Genomic DNA, 20124 nt, shown 5'->3' on the forward strand with positions numbered 1-20124 from the left:
GCCGAAGCGCTTTCACTATCTTGACCCGCTGTGATCAGCAGAGCCTTGTATTCTAGCAGGTTTTTTAAAACCCTGTCAACCCGAAGGTTTTTTCGCTTTCCTCGCCAGCCACCGTCTCCAGCAACCCGCTCGTCTCAGCGCAGCCTTGAATTATATACCGGGTTTTTCTCAGTCCAACCCAAATCCGCCTTCTTTTTTCTCCACCACCAAAAACCTTCCAAAGAAGTCCTCCAGGCAGCGAAGCCCTCGACTATAACACGCAAAAAGCAGACTGCGCCATCAATCACACACTTTCGTTGACGCGTCGGTCAAAGGCGCCTGCGGGACGGTGAGTGCACTCAATGCCGAAAAGGTAGCGACCCTGATAATCGGCGCCATCATGGCACTTATCACCCTACTGGACGCCCAACTCGCATTTGGGCATGTCGCACTGCTGGACCACGCCGGCTTCGCTCTCGAAACCACAGAGCGGATCGGCTTGATCGGGCGCAATGGCGCGGGCAAATCTTCCCTGCTCAAGATCCTCGGCGGTCTAGCAAAGCCGGACGATGGCACTTTGCAGGTTCAGCAGGGTGTACGCATCGCCTATGTTGCGCAGGAACCCGCGCTGGACCCCGACGCCACGATCTTTAAGGCTGCGTCGGAAGGCCTGCAAGAAGTGATTGCCGTGCGCGAGCAATATCTTTCCGGAGCGGAGGGACTCGACCTGGATGCGCTGCAATCCGTCATCGAAGCCTTCGACGCCTGGAATTGGGAGCAGCGGGTTGACGAGACGCTGCAGCGCCTGCACCTGGACCCGAACGCCAAGGTGGGCACACTCTCTGGTGGTACAAAAAAACGCGTGGCTCTCGCGCAGGCTCTGGTTGCACGACCCGATGTGCTCTTGCTGGATGAGCCGACCAACCACCTGGACTTGGACTCCATCGAATGGCTGGAAGACCTGTTGCTGGATTTTCCGGGCAGCGTCGTCACCATCACCCACGACCGCGCCTTCCTGGACAGGGTTGCCACACGCATAGTGGAGCTCGACCGGGGCCAATTGCGCTCCTACCCCGGTAATTTTGCCCAGTACCTCGTTCAGAAAGAGGAACAACTGGCACAGGAAGCCGTGATTGCAGCCAAGGCCGACAAGCTGCTGGCCCAGGAAGAAGTGTGGATTCGCAAAGGCGTCGAGGCACGGCGCACACGTAGCCAGAGCCGCATCACCCGGCTGGAACATCTGCGCGCACAGCGAGAGGCGCGGCGGGATGTCGTGGGCAGCGTGAAAATGGACGTGGCAACGGGGTCCCAGAACGGCTACCAGGGCAAGATCGTGGCCGAGTTGAGCGGGGTGAGCAAGGCATTTGGCGACAAGACGATTGTTCGCAACTTCAGCGCCACCATTCTCCGAGGTGACAAGGTGGGCCTGATCGGACCGAATGGAGCGGGGAAGACCACGTTACTCAAACTGATCCTGGGTGAACTCGCACCCGACACCGGAACGATACGCCAAGGAGCCAACCTGCAGGTGGCTTATTTCGACCAGATGCGCCATGCCATCAATCTCGATGCCACGCTGGAGGACTTCATCAGTCCCGGCAGCGAGTGGATCGAGATCGGCGGACAGCGCAAACATGTCAAAAGCTACCTGAGCGATTTCCTGTTTTCCCCCGCACGCGCGCACTCGCCCGTGCGGTCGCTCTCGGGCGGCGAGCGCAACCGACTGCTGCTGGCACGTCTGTTTGCGCGCCCAGCCAACGTGCTGGTGCTCGACGAACCCACCAACGACCTGGACATCGACACCCTCGATTTGTTGGAAGAACTGCTCGAATCGTACGAAGGCACGGTTTTCCTGGTCAGCCACGATCGGACATTCCTCGACAACGTAGTGACCAGCACCATTGCCTTCGAGGGCGACGGTCGCTGGCGCGAATACGAAGGCGGGGTGCAGGACTGGCTGCTGCAGTCCAAGCGCAGTCGGGCGTTGGCCAGTGCCGCGCAGCCGGCGCGACCCCCCGCCGAGGGAAATTCAAGCCAAACCACCCCGCAGCGCTCACCAGATAAGCCGGAGCAGCTACAAAAGAAGAAGCTAAGTTACAAGGAGCAGCGCGAGCTGGATCAATTGCCGACGCGAATCGCCGAAATGGAAGCGGAACAGAAGGCCCTGCAGCAGGAACTGGCCGATGGACAGCTTTACACCCGGGACGCCGCCCGTGCGGCCGCCCTGCACCAGCGCGAGGGGAAGATCGAGGAAGAACTGATGGCCGCCCTGGAACGGTGGTCTGCACTTTCTTCGTGAGTGCTGCTGCCCGCGCAAGGCACCAGCACGGTATCTTGCGCCGGGCAGGCGTTCAGATGCGGTGGTGCAGCCGCTCGGTGGCGCCGCGCAGGCGTGCAATCAGGGCGGGCGCGATCTGGTTCAAAGGAAGCACCTCGTCAGCGGCGCCATGGGCGATGGCCTCTCGGGGCATTCCAAACACGATGCAGCTGGCCTCGTCCTGCACGTAGTTGTAGCTGCCGGCATCCTTCATTTCCCGCATGGCGGCCGCGCCATCGTTGCCCATACCCGTGAGCATGATGCCAAACGCATTGCGCCCCACCACGGCCGCCGCCGACTTGAACAACACCTCGACCGAAGGCTTGTGGCGGTTGACCGGCGCACCATCGTCCACCACCGCCACGTAATTGGCCCCGCTGCGGGCGAGATGGAACTGGGTGCCGCCGGGTGCAATGTACGCATGCCCCGGCAAAATGCGCTCGCCGTTGACCGCCTCTTTCACCGTGATCTGACAGAGACCATTGAGCCGCGCAGCAAAACTGGTAGTAAAACCGGGGGGCATGTGCTGTGTGATCACGATGGCAGGCGAATCGGCGGGCATCTGCACCAGCACTTCCCGAATGGCCTCCGTTCCGCCGGTAGAGGCGCCTATGCAAATCAGCTTCTCGGTCGACAGCCGGCCGAGCAGTGTGGTTGCCGGTGCAGCGGGGGCGCTTCCCCCTGGGCTGGGTGAAGACGTTACGTCCCGCGGGGCCGCGCGCCGCACCTGGGCCACTGCGGCCACGCGGATCTTGTCGACGATCTGGGTGGCCAGCTCATTGAGCCCGTTCGCCAACCCCACGCGCGGCTTGGCCACGAAATCCACTGCACCCAGCTCAAGCGCCTTCATCGTGACCTCCGCGCCACGTTCCGTGAGCGTGGAGATCATCACCACAGGCATCGGGCGCAAGCGCATCAGGCGGCCCAAAAAGTCGATGCCATCCATGCGCGGCATCTCCACGTCCAGCGTGATCACATCGGGGTTCAACTCACGGATCATTTCGCGCGCGACCAGAGGGTCGTTGGCCGTGCCGATGCACTCCATATCCCGCTGCCGGTTGATGATTTCCGCCAGCAGGCTGCGCACCAGCGCGGAATCATCCACCACCACCACTCGAATTTTGCTGCTCATTCCCTCACGCCTTCTTCAAAACAGATCCACCGATCCACCGGATGTGGTCTTGGCCACAGTGGCCGCATTCCCCCGCACTTCTTGAGCCACAAGCGTCTCGGGATGGGTATGTGCCAGGCGCTTCACCATCGCCTTGCCGGTCACCGGAAAGAACACCACTTTGCGGGGATAGATGTCCAGCACATCCTCGGACACCACGGGAATACGCTCGGTCTGGAGATAGTTCAGCACGAAATTCGTGTTTCGCTCCCCCACGTTCATCGTGGTGAAGTTGTGCATGACCTGCGCCCCACCAAAGATCTTGGCCTGCATCGTCTCACGCCGTGCACCGAGTTTCAGCATTTCATTGATCAGCAATTCCATGGCGTAGGAACCATAGCGGCCGGACACGTCGGCCAAATCCCCATCCGGCAGCATGAAGTGATTCATCCCGCCAACCCGCGCCCGGCTGTCCCATAGACACGCCGAGATGCACGAGCCCAGCACGGTCATGATGATCAGACTCTCGTCGGAAACGAAGTACTCACCAGGCAACACCTTGACGGCGTTGTGTTGAAAATGGTGGTCCAGATAGAAGAATGACGCTTCGCCTGGCTTGCGCGTCTGCGCCTTCAGCTCCTGCAGGGACGACTCTTTGGCCACCCTGGGCGTACTCGCGTAGATGTCTGCACTCAAAGGGGCGATGCGCGGCGCGCGCCGGCGCTCGGTAGGCTCAAACGCCATGGAGGAAGATCCCTGAAAGACAGCAGACGCGTGGGAGCCGGAGGGTATGGTGGACATGGAGTCGGCAAAACATCAAGGGGGTGATCAGCGACGCTCGTACACGGTCTTTCCGCGCAGGGTGAACAGATCGCGCGATTCGCTGAAATTCTCGGCGTGCCCGACAAACAACATTCCACCGGGCTTGAGCACGCGGTGGATTCGCTCGAGCACCTTGCGCTGCGTAGGCGCGTCAAAATAAATCATGACGTTCCGGCAGAAGACAACGTCGAAAGGCTCCCGGAATGGCCAGTCATCGCGAATCAGGTTCACGCTCATGAAGTCGATCGCCTTGCGCATTTCGGGTTTGGCGCGAACCATGCCTTCGTTCCCCCCTTTCCGCGCAGGAAGAACCGCTGCATGCGCTCGGGGCTCAGGCCTTTCACGTTGTCCAGGCGGTAGACGCCCTGTGCCGCTGTTGCCAGAACGCGGGAGTCAATGTCGCTCGCCGTCAGCTTGAACGGAGCATTCGGCCCCAGTGCCTCGAACGCCGTCATCACAATCGAATAAGGCTCTTCACCCGTCGAAGCAGCGTTGCACCAGACCCGCCAGGGCGTGCCCGCCGGCCTGGACTTGAGGTGCGCTGCAAAGATCTCGAAATGGTGCTGCTCGCGGAAGAAGGCTGTCAGATTGGTGGTCAGCGCGTTCACGAACTCCTGCCATTCAGGGCCGTCGTGGTTCTCCAGCCAACCCAGGTATTCATTGAAGCTGGTGTAGCCCGTCTCACGGAGCCGACGCGAGAGCCGGCTGTAGACCATGGCGTGCTTGCCGTCGTGCAGACTGATGCCGGCGCGCTGGTAGATCAGCCCCTGAACCCTTGCGAAGTCCGCGGTGGTCCAGACGAATTCCCGCCCCTGCGACAGCGGGCCGGACGGTGCGGCGCCTGCGGCGCCGGCTTCCGTCTTGCCATGGCCCGCGCGTGCCTGCGCCGAGGATGCAATGCTGGTGGTCTGGGACATGTTTTGTTCCAAAAGGACGTCCTGTTCGTTCCGAGCGGCAGGCGATGAGATTCACCTGCCTTTGCGTGCCGGAGCCACCGATGGGACTGTGCCCGGTTGCACTACTCGTCGGTGGTCACCAATCCCATGTCTTCGCTGGACATCAATTTTTCAATGTCCAGCAGGATGAGCATGCGCTCACCCACGGAGCCCAGCCCCAGGATGCAACTGTTGTCGATAGCACTTTCGATATCGGGTGCTGCACGCACGCTGCCGGGCTCCAGTTCCATCACATCGCTCACCGAGTCCACCACAATCCCCACCACGCGCTGGCGCAAGTTCAGGATGATGACCACCGTGAAGGTGTTGTAGTCGGCCTGTGTGCAGTTGAACTTGAGCCGCATGTCCACAATGGGAACGATGGTGCCGCGCAGATTGACCACGCCTTTGATGAATTCTGGCGCGTTGGCAATGCGCGTCGGTGGTTCGTAGCCGCGGATTTCCTGCACCTTGAGAATATCGATGCCGTACTCTTCCTGATCCAGCCTGAAGGTCAGGTATTCGCGGGCCCCGGCCACGGTGGCTTCTTCTGTTTTTTCCATCACACTCATGGTGAGCTTTCCTTTCAAGACAGGGTCCGCACTGGGCTGCGCGGGCCCCAAAACCTAGTGGCGCGCCCGGCGCACCAGACCGCCGGTATCCAGAATCAGGGCCACCGTGCCGTCCCCAAGAATTGTGGCGCCCGACACATTGGGCACCTTGCGATAATTGGACTCAAGGTTCTTGACCACCACCTGGTGCTGCCCCAGCAACTCGTCAACCAGCAGTGCCACGCGGCTGCCATCCGCCTCGACCACCACCATGATGTTGCTGGTCTTGTTGAGATCCAGGCGAGGCACCTGGAAAATCTTCTCCAGCGCGATCACGGGCATGTATTCGTCGCGCACCTTGACCAGCTGCGAGCCTTGGGCCACGGTGTTGACATCTTCGGCATTGACCTGGAACGATTCCACCACCGACGACAGCGGAAGAATGTAAACCTCGTCACCCACTCCCACGGACATCCCGTCCATGATGGCCAGAGTGAGGGGCAGGCGCACCGATACCCTCATGCCATAGCCCTCGGCCGAATCGATCTCGACAGAACCGTTGAGCGCGGCGATGTTCCGCTTGACCACGTCCATGCCCACGCCCCGGCCGGACACATCGGTCACTTCCTCGGCGGTGGAGAAGCCCGGCGCAAAGATGAGCTGCCACACATCTGCATCGCTCATGTGCTCGGACACATCCAGACCGCGCTCCTGGGCCTTGCTCAGGATCTTTTCACGCGAGAGTCCCTTGCCGTCATCACGCACCTCGATCACGATCGAGCCCCCCTGGTGAGAGGCCGACAACGTGATGGTTCCATGCTCGGGTTTGCCCTTGGCCAGGCGCTCGGCCGGCAACTCGATGCCGTGGTCGCAGCTGTTGCGCACCAAATGGGTAAGGGGATCGGTGATCTTCTCCACCAAGCCCTTGTCGAGCTCGGTCGCCTCGCCCAGCGTTACAAGATCGACTTTTTTGCCAAGCTTGTTGGCCAGATCACGCAACATGCGCGGAAAGCGGCTGAAGACGATCGACATGGGAATCATGCGGATCGACATCACCGACTCTTGCAGATCCCGCGTGTTGCGGTCGAGGTCGGCAAGCCCCGCCAGCAGTTGCTGGTAGGCGCCCGCATCGAGCCCGCGGCTGTTCTGTGCCAGCATGGCCTGCGTGATGACCAACTCGCCCACCAAGTTGATCAGTTGGTCCACCTTGTTCACCGCCACGCGGATCGTGGTGGATTCCATCTGGGCCTGGCTCTGCGCACGTGGCTCCGCGGCGGCCTTGGGCGCCACCGGTTTGACTGCGTTGGCAATGGAGGCACTCGCAACCGGAGCCGCCCCGACGGCAGGGGCGCCTGGCGCGCCGGGTGCATCATGGAAAAACCCGTAAGGCACCTCCGCCGTCTCACCCGCCTGCAGCGCCGGCTCTGCCACGGCGGCACCGCCGCTCGCACCGCCCTCGCTGATCGCTACCTGCTCCTTGGCCACATGGAAAGCAAACAGGTCCAGCAGATCGTCGTTGGTGGAGGTTGTTTCGACGGCAAAGCGCCGGGTGCCTGCCTCGGCGCCAGGTAAATCCGAAATGGCGCCAAGGCCGGGAATGTCGCGGAACAGCTCCTTGATAGCGTCGGCCTGCTCGGGCCGTTCAAGGGGCCCGATCTGGATTTGCAGCTGCCGTACTTGCCCAGGCCCTGCCGGAGCTGCAGCCATGGTTGCAGGCGCTGGCGCCGGTGCAACCGCCACCGGGGCAGGTGCAGGTGCAGGAGCGGGCGCCACCTGCGCGGGTGCATTCCCCGGAACCCTGCCCGCTGCCAGCTCGCTGATGCGGTGCACAAGGTCCGTGGTGGAAATGGCTTCGCCCTGCTCGCCCGCCTGGTGGCGCGCGAGCAGGCTGCGGGACGCATCGGCCGATTCCAGCAGCACGTCCACCATCTCGGGAATGGGTTGAAGCTCATGCCGCCGCAAGCGGTCCAGAAGCGACTCCATCTGGTGCGTGAGTTCCGCCACATCGGCAAAGCCGAACGTGGCCGAACCACCTTTGATCGAATGCGCGCAACGGAAGATTCCGTTGAGCTCTTCGTCGTTGGCACTGGTCAGGTCCAGATCGAGCAGCATGTGCTCCATCTGGTCGAGGTTCTCGCCCGCTTCTTCGAAAAAGATTTGATAGAACTGGCTCAGATCAAAATCAGCGCCAGATCCCGATCCTTCTTGGTACGTATCCGCCATGGAGGCTCCTGTTGTCTTGCTTACCCCTGCCCTGACGGATCAGCGGATGACTTTCTGAATCACTTCGATCAACCGATTCGGATCGAAGGGTTTCACCAGCCACCCCGTGGCGCCCGCGGCGCGGCCCGCCTGCTTCATCTGGTCGCTGGACTCGGTGGTGAGAATCAATATGGGAATGGTCTTGAATTTGGGATGCTCGCGCAGCTTGCGGGTCAACCCGATGCCGTCGAGCCTGGGCATGTTCTGGTCGGCAAGCACCAGATGGATGTCGTGGGTTTCCACCTTTTCCAGGGCATCCTGCCCGTCCACAGCTTCCACCACATGGTAGCCAGCACCCGTGAGGGTAAAAGACACCATCTTTCGCATGGAAGGTGAATCATCTACGGCAAGGATCGATTGCATGTAAGGCTCCAACAAACTTGAATGTATAGGTTAACCAGTGATGTGCACATCAAAACAGGTCTACAGAACCTGCATCCATCTCGCTCTGGGTGACAGGATTCGGGCGATCGGGAGCCATCTCGGCAAATGGCGCAGCTTCTTCGCCTTCGTCGTGGCCCATCGCTTCCGACGCCAGCCGAAAAGCGCAGCCCTGGAGCACCTTCGTGGTGTGCCAGATCAACTGCGATGCCATGTCCTGAAACTGCAGTTCCGTCACCGCTCTGCGCAACGCGGTCCGCGCAGCCGTCAATTCGGGTGCATTGGCGACCAATGCATTCGACAGCGCGGCATTGGCCTCTTCGAAGCGCTCCAGCAGGTTGTCGGTGGCGTGGTTCAGCAGGCCTTCGAGGCGATGCAGATCATGCATGACAACCAGCAACGAATCCTGCAGTTCCGCCGCCACCATGACGGGGACCTGTACTCCGGGGCCACCGGAAGGTGTGAACGTAGGTTGCATCGTTTCTCCATCCCGGCAAATATTGCAAAGCACGCGAAAAAGCGGGGGGCCTGCGAAATCTATCCACTGGCACCGGGCTGCGCCCCGCCACAAAGGCTCTACGAGACCATCACTATTTGTTCCAATATGTATCCTATGATAGCGCCCCTATGGTCACAGCAATACCGGACCATCCCCTGAGGGTCCTCCATCTCGAAGACTCGCTCGCTGACCACGGCTTGGTCAAGGCGGCGCTGCGGCGGTCGGGAATGGAGTTCACGCTCCAGCATGTGGACACGCTGGAGGCGTTTCAGGCGCTCGTGGCGCACAACCTCTACGACATCATCCTGGCAGACTACCGGCTCGCGGGATTCACCGCACTCGACGCGTGGCAGCATGTTGCGCAATTGCCTCAACACCCGCCTTTTGTCCTGCTCTCAGGCGCGATTGGCGAAGCAGCTGCCGTCGACGCCATGCGCCTGGGCATCGCGGATTACCTGTCCAAAGATGACATGGTGCGGCTTCCCCACGTGATATCACGAGCCATCGAGGTACAGGAGGCCAGGCGCACACGCGAGCAGGCTGTGGAGGAGCTGGCAGCATCCCAGCGACGGCTGGCTGATCTGACCGAACATCTGCAGACATCCATCGAGCAGGAACGTGCGGCCATTGCCCGCGAGATCCATGACGACATCGGCGGAGCACTCACTGCCGTGCGGTTTGACATCGCGTGGATTGGGCGCCATGCCACCGATCCCGCGATGCAAGAACACGCTGCTGCAGCAGCAGACATGCTCCAGCACGCCATCGGCGCCAGCCAGCGCATCATGATGAATTTGCGCCCCCCTATCCTGGACCAGGGGCTGGTGGCCGCCATCCAGTGGCTGGCCAGCAGTTTCGAACGGCGCACGGGCGTACCCACCGTAGTCCGCACGAGCAACGGCTCGGTAGACATTCCCGCTGAAGTGCAACTGGTTGCTTACCGCACGGCGCAGGAAGCACTGACCAATGCCGCCAAATATGCCGCACCAAGCCACGTCCACATCGACCTGGCCGACAGCGAAGGGGTGCTCACCCTCGAAATCGCCGACGATGGCTGCGGCATTCAGCCCGGCATGCGGGACAAGCCGAAGGCATTTGGCCTGAAAGGGCTGCAGGAGCGCGCCCGCACTGTGGATGGCTGGCTCGACATCAGCAGTCAGCCCGGCAAAGGCACTTGTGTGATCCTCTCGGTGCCCCTGCCAGAGCACGACAATGCACCCCCAGGAGGAATACACCAGTGATCCACGTTGTACTGTGTGACGACCACGCCATGTTGCGCAGAGGCATACGCGACACCCTGGCGGAAGCGCCAGACATTCAGGTCACTGCAGAGGCAGGCGGTTACGCGGAGCTACGTGAAGTGCTGCGCACAGCCCCTTGCGACGTTCTCTTGCTGGACCTGAACATGCCCGGACGCAGCGGGCTTGAGGTGCTGGCGAGCGTGCGCGAAACCCACGCCGCCATCAAAGTGCTGGTGGTTTCGATGTACCCAGAGGACCAATATGCCTTGCGCTGCCTGCGTGCGGGTGCGCAGGGCTATGCCAACAAGGCCAGCGACCCCGTGGAACTCATCGCGGCCGTGCGCACCTTGGTGCAGGGCCGCAAATACCTCACACAGGAAGTGGCCCAAATGCTGGCAGAAAGCCTGGCCCAACCGGAGCCCGAAGCACCCCACGCAGCGCTGTCCGAGCGGGAACTGCAGACGCTGATCAAGATTGCCTCGGGCCGCAAGCTCTCGGATATCGCGGAAGAACTGATGCTCAGTCCCAAGACCGTGAGCGTCTATCGCTCGCGCGTCCTGGAAAAACTCAAACTCTCCAACAACGCCGAACTGACGGTCTACGCCATCCGCAACGAACTGGTCTGAGAGACCCGCGCGGCTAACGCGGGGCGGCAAAAATGTCCATTGCCTGCTGCATCAAGGTGAGCACGGGCTGCTCCAGCATGGGCAAGGTCGCCGCAATGCCCAGCAACCCGACCGTGAGGGTGACCGGAAAACCCACTGCATAGATGTTCATCTGCGGTGCCACGCGTGAAATGATGCCCAGCGTCAGGTTGACAAACGTCAACAGTGCAATCATTGGCAGAGCAATCCACAGCGCGCTGGAAAACAGTGACGCCCCCAGCTCGTGCAGATGCATCTGCCCCAGCGCCTGCAGAAAGCTCCCGTCCGCAGGGAAGCTGTCGAAGCTCTTGACCACGGCCATCAGCACCATGAGATGCCCGTTGATGACCACAAAAAGCAACGTGGCCATATGCCCGAAAAACCTCGCCACAGCACTCACCTGCGCGTTGCTGGCGGGGTCAAAAAACGAAGCGAAGTTCAGCCCCATCTGCAGGCCGATGAGCTCTCCCGCCAACTCGACCGCCGAAAACACCAGCCGCACGGCAAAACCTATCGCCAGCCCCACCGTCACCTGCTGGGCCACCGCACCCAGCGCCTCGCGTCCGTTGACGCTGATCACCGGCTGGTTGGTCAATACGGCCTGGGCACACAACGCGACCAGAAAAGCCAGCCCCACCTTCACCCGCATGGGAATGGCGCGCATCGAAAAAACCGGGGCCACCGTAAAAACGGCCAGCACCCGCAAAAAGGGCCAGAGAATAGGCGAAAGCCAGGCGACGAGCTGAGCCTCGGTGAAGGTGATCACGGTCTAATCACTGCTCCGACTGCCGCCCAAAGCGTGTGCCTGCACCTTCCGCAGGCGCAGCAGATGGGCAACACACATTCCCTCTGCACAGATACGAGCCCTCAGCCAATCACCGAGGGGATGGACTCGATGACCCGGCGGATGTAATCCACAAGCGTGCTGATCATCCAAGGCCCCGCGATGGCAAAAACCACCATCGCTGCAATGAGCTTCGGAACAAAGGCCAGCGTGGCCTCTTGAATCTGCGTCACTGCCTGGAAAATGCTCACGAGCAAGCCGACAGCCATGACCACGCCCAGCACGGGCATGGCGATCATCAGCAACAGAGTGAGGGCCTCGCTGCCCATGGTCAATACCAGTTGGGAAGTCACGACAGGGTCCTTTAGGTAACGAAACTGGCCGCCAACGAGCCAATAAGCAGATTCCAGCCGTCGGCCAGCACGAAAAGCATCAGCTTGAACGGCAGGGCCACCAGCACGGGCGAAAGCATCATCATGCCCAGCGACATCAGAATACTGGACACCACCATGTCGATCACCAGAAACGGGATGAAGATCATGAACCCAATCTGGAAAGCCGATTTGAGTTCACTGGTCACGAAGGCCGGCACCAACACCCGCAGAGGCGCTGTTTCAGCCGTGACCGACACATCAAGCTTTGCCAGGCGCGAGAAAAGGGCGAAGTCGGATTGCCGCGTCTGCTTGAGCATGAACGAGCGCATGGGCGCTTCGGCCTTCTCGAGTGCTGCTTCGAAACTGATGGTGTTGGTGGTGTAGGGCAAATACGCATCCTGGTACACCTTGTCCAGCGTTGGACCCATAACAAAAAAGGTGAGAAACAGGGACAAGCCGATGATGACCTGGTTCGGAGGCGCGGACTGCGTGCCCAGCGCCTGGCGCAGCAGGGACAGCACGATGACGATACGGGTGAACCCCGTCATCATCAACAGCACCGCCGGCAGGAAAGACAGCGCCGTGAAGAACAGCAACGTCTGGATCGGCACCGAGAAGCTCGTGCCGGAATTGCCGGAGCCGACCAGCAGGGGCAACGAGCCAGCGCTCTGCGCCGCCGCCGGCAGGTGGACCATCGCCAGAGCGCCAACGCCCCACAACCAGGCCGCCAGTCGCCCAGCGCGCAACGCCCTCATCCACAAACCCTGGGCCGTGTCATGCATGGGATGCCTTGTCCGTATCCTGCGCGGCCCGCGCCATCTCACCGGCGAACGAGACCACCGCGCTTCCAGACGTCGCCGCACTGCTGTTCAGAACATGCAGGCATTGGATGCTCTGCGCCGTCACCCCCAGGACCAGCCAGGTGCGCGCACCTTCGGGCCCCACTTCCACGGTGACGACACGCTGCTGCGGGCCGACAGCCACCGCGCCGATCACCCTGGATGAAACGCTGCCAGTGGCACCACCGGCAGCCTGGCGCGCCTGCACCCGCCGAACCATCCAAGGCAAAGCAGCCATGGCTGCCACGAACAGCACGACGATGACGAGCGTCTGGGTCATGCCGGCACTATCCACGGCTGACCCGGCGCAGGCGTTCCGAGGGCGTCACCACATCGGTGAGGCGGATACCGAACTTGTCATTCACCACCACCACCTCGCCCTGCGCGATCAGGTAGCCGTTGACCAGCACGTCCATGGGCTCGCCCGCGAGTGCGTCAAGCTCGACCACCGACCCCTGGGCCAGCTGGAGGATGTACTTGATGGGAACCTTGGTGCGCCCGAGCTCCACAGACAACTGCACGGGGATATCGAGCACCATGTTGATGTCGTTGACAGTTTCGCCGCCGGAAGAAAACGGCCGCACGGGCTCGCCCGACAGTGGCCCCCCCTGCTCCGCGTCGGCCGGCGCATCGTCAGAGCGCTTTTGCTCCTCCAGCGCCTCGGCCCATCCGGCAAACGGATCATCCGCCCCGTCCTTGCCATCCTTGTTGTCTTCAGTGGACATCTTTTTCTCCCAACCAGTTCATGTCTGCATTGCGCAGGCATTCTTCAATGCGAATCGCATACTTGGAATTGTGGGTGCCGTACTGGCACTCAAAAATGGGCACTCCACCAATGGAGGCCCGGATTCGGGGTTCACGATCGAGCTCAATGAAGTCGCCAGGCTTCATGGCCAGCAATTGCTCGACGGTGGCATCTGCCTGCGCCAATTCGGCCACCAGGGTCACCTCAGCGGCCTGGATTTCACGCGTGAGAACGCGCACCCAGCGGCGATCCACCTCAATGGAATCGCCCTGGGTGGACGAATACAGCACGTCACGGATAGGCTCGAGCGTGGCGTAAGGCATGCAGATATGGATGGCGCCCGAGAGATCGCCAATCTCCAGCTGGAAGGCCGTGGAAACCACGATCTCGCTGGGTGTGGCGATATTGGCAAACTGGGGCTGCATCTCCGAACGCTGGTATTCCAGCTCCAGCGGATAGATGCCGTGCCAGGCCTTCTTGTATTCGGCACAGATGACATCCACCAATCGGTTGATGACGCGCTGCTCGGTGGGCGAAAAATCGCGGCCCTCGATGCGCGTCTGGAATTTGCCCACGCCGCCATAGAGCGTATCGATGATGCCGAACACCAGCGAAGGCTCGCACACGATCAGCCCGCTGCCACGCAGCGGGCGAATGGCCACGATGTTGAAATTGGTGGGCACCGCCAGTTCGCGCAGAAAGGCGCTGTAGCGCTGGACCGATACCGTACCCACGGAAATCTCGGGACTGCGGCGGATGAAATTGAAAAGACCGATGCGGAAATTGCGCGCAAACCGCTCGTTGACGATTTCCATCGTCGGCATGCGGCCCCGGACAATACGTTCCTGGCTGGAAATGTCGTAGTTGCGGACAGCCCCTGCCTCGGCGACTTCCTCGACCGACTTCTGGCTCTCTCCGGTGACCCCTTCCAGAAGGGCATCGACCTCTTCCTGGGACAGAAATGAATCACTCATGGGAATATCCTTGCCAGCTCACTGGATGATGAAGCTGGAAAACAGCACGCGCTGCACCGGATTCCTGTCGGCCTTGCGGCGCGCCGCGCGGTCTTCCGGGTCCTCGTCCTGGGCCTCGCTGCGGGCCTTGGCAGACGGCACAGCGTAGCCCAGTGGGCGCGACACCTCGCGCAGGATGTCGGCGGCCAGTTTCTCCTTGCCCTCGCGCTGCAGGAGCTCTTCGGAAGTGCGCTGAGAGGCCAGCAGGAGAATGCCGCTGCGGATGCTGGGCAGGTATTGCTTGATCTGTTCTGCCGTCTTGGCATCCGACACCTCGAGCGTGATGCCGATCTGTGCGAAACGGTCCCCTCCTGGGTCGGCCAGATTGACCACCATGTTCTCCATGGGCAAAAAGGTGGGCACGACCTTTGCCGCATCCTTGCGGGCCGGGGCCGCGCCATCCTCCTCTTCGGCATGCGAGCGGCTGGAAAGGAACCAGGCGGCGCCTGCGCCTGCAATGACCAGCAAGGCAATCACCACGCCGATCACAAGCAGCTTCTTGCTTTTTGCCGCGGCCGGTGCAGCGGCGGTATTGTTGGCAGACACGTTGAAATTCCTTGGGGGTGAAGAGCATGCAGCGCCTGCGCCCCGGGGAACGCACGATCCGCTGGAACTGATTATGGGAGGGTGGCTGGCCAATAATAGCCAGAATAAAAGCCCAAAAACACGGCATTCCCCCACCTTGCCCCAGAGCGGGCGACAGCCCCCCCCCACGGCATGGCACCTGCCACGGCCGCTGTGCGGAGCAGCAGACTTACACAAATATGTCTACAGCGCGGTCCGGCGTACTGCCCGAGCGCGCCAGCGGCGGCACGCCTGACGACACGGGCGCCACCACCTGGGCCCGCCGGCTGCCCTCCCGGCCCTGTGGCTGCGCATCGGAAGACGCGCCGTCGCGCGCCGATGTCCCCACCGTGGTGCCCGATAACACCAGACCTTCGTTGCGAAGCAGGTCCCGCAGCTGCGACATGCTGGCGTCCAGCAGCTCGCGGGTTTGCGCTTGGTCGCTGCGGAACGTCACGTGGGCCTCGCTGCCCGACAGCGACACAGTCACCTCCACGGGCTGCCCGTCACGGTCCAGCGTCATTTCGGCGTTCTGCGTTTTCTGGTTCACCCAATAGGCCACCTGCTCCGCAATCTGCTCCTCAGCGCCACCCATTGCCGGGTCGGTGAACGTTGGAGCGCCCTCTGCGGGTGCCGCTTCAGAGCCTGCATGGACAGCGCCGCTGTCGCTCCACGCCGACTCCCCTGAAGGGCGGCCCGCCGTCTCGCCGCCAGCGCTACCCTGGTGTGCCCCCCGGCTTTCAGCCAGCGCTTCGAGTGCCGGGGCCAGCAACCCGGCACCCTGCGCACCCAGGGGATCACCGCTGCCACGCGTGCCTGCTTCAGCCTGTACCCCAACGCCAGCGCGCAAATCGGTGACTGGCTGCGCGCTTTGCGCTGCGGCGGCGGCCACCATCAGCGTCGACTTCTTGTCAACCTTCTCGGCAGCCGCCGCAAGAGGGGACGCAGCGCCCGCAGCATCTGCACTCTGCGACAGCGCGCTCTGCAGGCGCGAGAACATGCGGCTGTACCCCGCAACGACTCCCGTGGGCGCCACACCTTCTGCGGCATCGGCAGCGCCATCGATCAGCGCCGTTTGGGCCACGAGCCCGTCCGGAGCTGGCAACCCCGCCCCGGCCAGACCCGCCACACCGCCAAGGCCCGCCAGCGCGCCATTGCCCACCGCACCGGACACCGCAGCCCCGGCGCTCGCAGGCAGACCGCCGGGCGGCAGCAACCCTTGCCAGGCAGCCAGCAGTGCGGGGTCCGCCCCCACCGGGAGGACCCCCAGAGCGGACGCGTCAACAGCGGCCTCCGGCGCGTCGGTCGCCAGCGTGCCTTCAAGCGAGGCCAGCAGCGCAAGAAATCCCCCGTCGGCGGACGGATCCACCGCCGCTCCCGCTTGCTGCGCGTGCGACTTGCCGCGGGTGGACTGAGCCCCCTGGGTGCCCTGGCTTCCCTGTGGACTGGAGACGCGTGTCGGTTCCATTTCAATACTCCTGCCCTTGCGGGCCATTGATCGCGTTTCGGATCTGCAGCGAGGCGCGCTCGTCGGTTTGCTTCTGATCGCGGCGCATCTGCTGACGTTGCTGATCGTGCTGCCGCTTCTCGACCACCTTGCGCAGGCTGGCCAGCCGCAACTCCGCATCAAGCAAAGCGCGGGTGGCCGCCTGCACGCGGCCAGCGTGATCTGCCACCACCCCGTTCTGCAGGCCCACGGCATGGCCCAGCCGGTCCATGAACTGGTAGTGGTGGAACATCACCTCGGGCTGCACGGCGGTATCTGCCCGCATGCCCCAGCGCCCCTCGGTCTCGCGGGCATACCCCTGCAACTGGTCGAGCTGGTCCTGCGCCGCCCGCTGCGCGCCCTGGGCGTCCTGCAGCAGGCGCCGGGCTTCATCGCGCTTGCGCGATGCCACTTCCACGGCAACGGTGAGGGCAGTGAGGGACGACATGCCTGTTCACACTCCTACGCGTCAACGGTCCAGCACGCCAGCCATGGCATGGATGCTCTGCTCCATCGAGGTCGCATCGAACATGTCCTGCTGCAGGAAGGCGGCCATCTGGGGTTGCAGGCGAATCGCTTCGTCCAGCGCCGGGTCCGATCCGCTCATATAGGCCCCCACCTGCACCAGGTCCCTGCTCTTCTGGTAGCGCGAATAGACCGCGCGAAAGCGCCGCGCCAGATCGAAGTGCTCGCGGGACACCACGTTGTGCATGACCCGGGACGCAGATTGCTCGATATCGATGGCCGGAAAATGCCCCGTTTCAGCCAGGGCACGCGACAAAACGATGTGCCCATCGAGAATGGCACGCGCAGCATCGGCGATCGGATCCTGCTGGTCGTCGCCCTCCGACAGCACGGTGTAGAACGCAGTGATGGAGCCCACACCATGCAGCCCATTGCCGCTGCGCTCCACCAACTGGGGCAGCTTGGCAAAGCACGATGGCGGATAGCCCTTGGTGGCGGGGGGCTCGCCAATCGCCAGAGCGATCTCGCGCTGGGCCATGGCATAGCGCGTCAACGAATCCATGAGCAGCAGCACATGCTTGCCCTTGTCGCGGAAATGTTCGGCCACCGCCGTGGCGTAGGCCGCGCCCTGCATGCGCAGCAGCGGCGGCGCGTCGGCGGGCGCTGCCACCACCACCGATCGGGCCCGCCCTTCCTCGCCCAGGATGTCTTCGACGAATTCCTTGACTTCGCGGCCGCGCTCGCCGATCAGGCCCACCACGATCACATCGGCGCGGGTGTATCGGGCCATCATGCCCAGCAAGACACTCTTGCCCACCCCCGAGCCCGCGAACAGGCCCAGGCGCTGCCCGCGGCCCACGGTCAGCAGCGCGTTGATGGCGCGCACACCGGTGTCCAGCGGTTCGCGCACCGGATCGCGGTCCATTGCATTGATCTGCCGACGGTCCATGGGCTCGGATGCCACGTCCTGCACCGGGCCGCCATGGTCCAGCGGGAGCCCCTGCGAATCCACCACGCGGCCCAGCAGGCCTTCCCCCATCGGGAGCCTCAGAACCCCTGCCCGCTGAACCGGACGCGGGGGTTCGCCCAGCCGGGGCATGGGCACGTACGGCGCCGCGGGTACCACGCTGGCGCCGCTCGACAGGCCATGGATGTCTCCCGCGGGCATCAGAAAGGCCCGGTCGGCAGAGAATCCGACCACCTCGGCGAGCACGGGCGCGTGGCCGGGCATCTGCACCATGCACTGGGAGCCCACCGGCACCCGTATGCCCACCGCCTCCAGTACCAGGCCTGTCAGCCGGGTGAGGGTGCCGCGGGTTTCCAGAGGCGCGCCGGCCTGCACGCGTGCGCGGGCATCGTCCATGAATGCGCCCCACGCTGAGCGGTTGTCAGAGGTCATTGCCGTCGTCCTGCCAGGCCGACTGCAAGCCCAGCGCGGCCACGGCGCGCTGCCAGCGGTTGCCCAGGCTGCCATCCACCACCGTGCCGGCCGACTCCACAAGGCACCCGCCGGGAGCCACTGCCACGTCGGCCATCCACTGCACGGCAGAACCCTCGAACTCTTCCCGCAGAGGCTCGGCCAGTGTCTCCATGTCGGACGGGTTCAAGCGCACCATGGCTGGGCGCCCCTCCGCCACCAGCATACCCACGGCCTCGCGCACCACGGGCTGCACCGCGTTGGGATTGACCGAGAGCTCGTGCCGCAGCACCTGGCGCGCGATGTCGCAGGCCAGGTGCAGGACATCCTGCGCCATCTGCTGCTGCATGTCGGCCAGTGAAGTTTCAAGCGACTGCACCACGTCAGCCAGCCGCCGGGCCGCTTCCTGCCCCTGGCTCGCCACGTAGTCGTCCATGCGGCGCTGCCATTCCAGCGTGGCCTGCGCCTCGCCCTGGGCAACGCCGTTGGCATAGGCCTCGTCGCAGGCCTGTTGCATCAGCGCCTGCTGCTGTGCCTCATCCAGCGCCGGCGGCAATTCGGGAACCGCTTCAGGTTCAGGTTCAGGCTCGACCAGATCCGATCCGTCCACGGCAGCGAACTTCCAGTGCGTGACGTCCCCCACCTCTTCGCTGGGAATAAAACGCGAATACACGCGCTGGCTAGACGAATGCATCATCACCGCCCGATCCAATCACGATCTGCCCCTCGTCCGACAAGCGGCGCACCGTCTTGAGGATTTCCTTTTGCTGGGCTTCCACTTCGGACAGGCGCATGGGGCCGCGCGACTCGAGGTCTTCGCGCAGCGCTTCGGCAGCGCGGGTGGACATGTTCGACAGGAACTTCTCGCGCAATTCGGGCACCGCGCCCTTGAGGGCCACAATGAGCGTTTCCGAGGCCACCTCGCGCAACACTGTCTGGATGGCTCGGTCGTCCATCTTGAGGACATCCTCGAACACGAACATCTTGTCCATGATCTTCTGGGCCAGGTCGGGGTCGTAGCCGCGGATGGATTCGAGCACCACGCTGTCCATGTTGCCGCCCAGCATGTTGATGATTTCGGCCGCCGCTTTCACGCCACCCAGCGAACTCTTGCGGATCTTGTCGCCACCGGCCAATACCTTGAAGAGCACTTCGTTCAGGTCCTTCAGCGCGGTGGGCTGGATGCCCTCCAGGGTGGCCACGCGCAGCAGCACCTCGCTGCGCTGGCGGTCGGTGAACTGCATCAGGATGGCGGCGGCCTGGTCGGAATCCAGGTGCACCAGGATGGCCGCGACGATCTGCGGGTGTTCATTGCGCAGCAATTCGGCCACCGAAAGCGGGTCCATCCACTTCAGGCTCTCGATGCCCGAGACATCACCGCCCTGCAGAATGCGGTCGATCAGCAATCCGGCCTTGTCGTCGCCCAGCGCGCGCTTGAGCACCGCGCGCACGTAGTTGCTGGTGTCGGAAACCAAGAGGCTCTGCGCGGCCGCCGCATCCGAGAACCGGTTGATGACCATGTCCACCTTGTCGCGCGATACCGAGCGCATGCGTGCGATGGTTTCGCCCAGCTTCTGCACCTCTTTGGGCGAGAAGTGCTTGAACACTTCGGCCGCCTCCTCTTCACCGAGGGACATCAGCATGATGGCGGCGTCGTTGAGGCCCTGCTCATCCATAGGAAAGTTGTCCGTTCAG

Annotated in this window: 21 protein-coding genes and 1 pseudogene; 3 read left to right on the plus strand and 19 right to left on the minus strand. The window is 62.8% G+C overall.

Annotated elements, in window-relative coordinates; genetic code table 11:
• Nucleotides 1-379 precede the first annotated feature (379 nt).
• A complete protein-coding gene (locus ACDELDRAFT_RS04395; protein WP_040328089.1) occupies nt 380-2278 on the plus strand; it encodes an ATP-binding cassette domain-containing protein in 1899 nt (632 codons plus the stop codon).
• A 52-nt stretch (nt 2279-2330) separates the two neighbouring features.
• On the opposite strand, the gene ACDELDRAFT_RS04400 is transcribed toward ACDELDRAFT_RS04395, so the two are convergent.
• From ACDELDRAFT_RS04400 to ACDELDRAFT_RS04430, 7 genes and pseudogenes are all read right to left on the minus strand, one after another.
• Nucleotides 2331-3428, minus strand: coding sequence for a protein-glutamate methylesterase/protein-glutamine glutaminase (locus tag ACDELDRAFT_RS04400; protein WP_005793853.1), 1098 nt, complete (start codon nt 3426-3428; stop codon nt 2331-2333).
• A 15-nt stretch (nt 3429-3443) separates the two neighbouring features.
• Entirely contained in the window at nt 3444-4151 is a 708-nt protein-coding gene (gene cheD, locus ACDELDRAFT_RS04405) for a chemoreceptor glutamine deamidase CheD (protein ID WP_005793855.1), read from the minus strand.
• 84 nt (nt 4152-4235) lie between these two features.
• Nucleotides 4236-5146 (minus strand): annotated as a pseudogene (locus tag ACDELDRAFT_RS04410) (CheR family methyltransferase).
• 101 nt (nt 5147-5247) lie between these two features.
• Nucleotides 5248-5736: a chemotaxis protein CheW gene (locus ACDELDRAFT_RS04415; protein WP_005793860.1), complete on the minus strand. Its 489-nt coding sequence runs from the start codon at nt 5734-5736 to the stop codon at nt 5248-5250.
• 54 nt (nt 5737-5790) lie between these two features.
• Nucleotides 5791-7938 carry a chemotaxis protein CheW gene (locus tag ACDELDRAFT_RS04420; protein WP_005793862.1) on the minus strand — a complete coding sequence of 716 codons (2148 nt, stop codon included), beginning with the start codon at nt 7936-7938 and terminating at the stop codon, nt 5791-5793.
• A 39-nt stretch (nt 7939-7977) separates the two neighbouring features.
• Nucleotides 7978-8340, minus strand: a complete 363-nt coding sequence (locus ACDELDRAFT_RS04425) for a response regulator (RefSeq protein WP_005793863.1) — start codon at nt 8338-8340, stop codon at nt 7978-7980.
• A gap of 49 nt (nt 8341-8389) precedes the next feature.
• The gene (locus tag ACDELDRAFT_RS04430) at nt 8390-8836 is read right to left on the minus strand and encodes a hypothetical protein (RefSeq protein ID WP_005793865.1); all 447 of its coding nucleotides are present in this window, start codon (nt 8834-8836) and stop codon (nt 8390-8392) included.
• Between the two features lie 149 nt (nt 8837-8985).
• On the opposite strand from ACDELDRAFT_RS04430, the gene ACDELDRAFT_RS04435 reads away from it, so the two are divergent.
• On the plus strand, nt 8986-10098 hold the full coding sequence (locus tag ACDELDRAFT_RS04435) for a hybrid sensor histidine kinase/response regulator (protein WP_005793867.1): 1113 nt from the start codon (nt 8986-8988) through the stop codon (nt 10096-10098).
• Entirely contained in the window at nt 10095-10724 is a 630-nt protein-coding gene (locus tag ACDELDRAFT_RS04440; RefSeq protein WP_005793869.1) for a response regulator, read from the plus strand. The genes ACDELDRAFT_RS04435 and ACDELDRAFT_RS04440 overlap by 4 nt, the downstream gene beginning before the upstream one ends.
• A 13-nt stretch (nt 10725-10737) precedes the next feature.
• Here the strand turns inward: ACDELDRAFT_RS04440 and fliR are convergent, their stop codons facing one another.
• From fliR to fliG, 12 genes are all read right to left on the minus strand, one after another.
• Nucleotides 10738-11508 (minus strand): flagellar biosynthetic protein FliR, encoded by a 771-nt coding sequence (gene fliR / locus ACDELDRAFT_RS04445; RefSeq protein ID WP_005793871.1) that lies wholly within the window; start codon nt 11506-11508, stop codon nt 10738-10740.
• A gap of 101 nt (nt 11509-11609) precedes the next feature.
• Nucleotides 11610-11879 carry a flagellar biosynthesis protein FliQ gene (gene fliQ / locus ACDELDRAFT_RS04450; RefSeq protein ID WP_005793874.1) on the minus strand — a complete coding sequence of 90 codons (270 nt, stop codon included), beginning with the start codon at nt 11877-11879 and terminating at the stop codon, nt 11610-11612.
• Nucleotides 11880-11890: 11 nt separating this feature from the next.
• Nucleotides 11891-12595, minus strand: coding sequence for a flagellar type III secretion system pore protein FliP (gene fliP / locus ACDELDRAFT_RS04455; RefSeq protein ID WP_050784128.1), 705 nt, complete (start codon nt 12593-12595; stop codon nt 11891-11893).
• A gap of 79 nt (nt 12596-12674) precedes the next feature.
• Complete coding sequence (locus tag ACDELDRAFT_RS04460) at nt 12675-13019, minus strand: FliO/MopB family protein (protein WP_005793878.1); 345 nt, start codon at nt 13017-13019, stop codon at nt 12675-12677.
• A gap of 7 nt (nt 13020-13026) precedes the next feature.
• Entirely contained in the window at nt 13027-13464 is a 438-nt protein-coding gene (gene fliN / locus ACDELDRAFT_RS04465; protein ID WP_005793880.1) for a flagellar motor switch protein FliN, read from the minus strand.
• Nucleotides 13454-14458, minus strand: coding sequence for a flagellar motor switch protein FliM (fliM, locus tag ACDELDRAFT_RS04470; RefSeq protein WP_005793881.1), 1005 nt, complete (start codon nt 14456-14458; stop codon nt 13454-13456). The genes fliN and fliM overlap by 11 nt, the downstream gene beginning before the upstream one ends.
• 18 nt (nt 14459-14476) lie before the next feature.
• A complete protein-coding gene (locus ACDELDRAFT_RS04475) occupies nt 14477-15043 on the minus strand; it encodes a flagellar basal body-associated FliL family protein (RefSeq protein WP_005793883.1) in 567 nt (188 codons plus the stop codon).
• Nucleotides 15044-15251: 208 nt separating this feature from the next.
• Nucleotides 15252-16529 carry a flagellar hook-length control protein FliK gene (locus ACDELDRAFT_RS25555; protein WP_005793884.1) on the minus strand — a complete coding sequence of 426 codons (1278 nt, stop codon included), beginning with the start codon at nt 16527-16529 and terminating at the stop codon, nt 15252-15254.
• Nucleotide 16530: 1 nt separating this feature from the next.
• A complete protein-coding gene (fliJ, locus tag ACDELDRAFT_RS04485) occupies nt 16531-16995 on the minus strand; it encodes a flagellar export protein FliJ (RefSeq protein WP_005793886.1) in 465 nt (154 codons plus the stop codon).
• A 21-nt stretch (nt 16996-17016) separates the two neighbouring features.
• Nucleotides 17017-18411: a flagellar protein export ATPase FliI gene (gene fliI / locus ACDELDRAFT_RS04490; RefSeq protein ID WP_005793887.1), complete on the minus strand. Its 1395-nt coding sequence runs from the start codon at nt 18409-18411 to the stop codon at nt 17017-17019.
• Complete coding sequence (locus ACDELDRAFT_RS04495) at nt 18401-19126, minus strand: FliH/SctL family protein (RefSeq protein ID WP_005793889.1); 726 nt, start codon at nt 19124-19126, stop codon at nt 18401-18403. Before ACDELDRAFT_RS04495 ends, fliI begins: the two co-directional genes overlap by 11 nt.
• Nucleotides 19110-20105 carry a flagellar motor switch protein FliG gene (gene fliG / locus ACDELDRAFT_RS04500; RefSeq protein ID WP_005793890.1) on the minus strand — a complete coding sequence of 332 codons (996 nt, stop codon included), beginning with the start codon at nt 20103-20105 and terminating at the stop codon, nt 19110-19112. Before fliG ends, ACDELDRAFT_RS04495 begins: the two co-directional genes overlap by 17 nt.
• Between the last annotated feature and the right edge of the window lie 19 nt (nt 20106-20124).

Origin of the sequence: Acidovorax delafieldii 2AN (assembly GCF_000175235.1) — a bacterium.
Taxonomy (GTDB): domain Bacteria; phylum Pseudomonadota; class Gammaproteobacteria; order Burkholderiales; family Burkholderiaceae_C; genus Acidovorax; species Acidovorax delafieldii_B.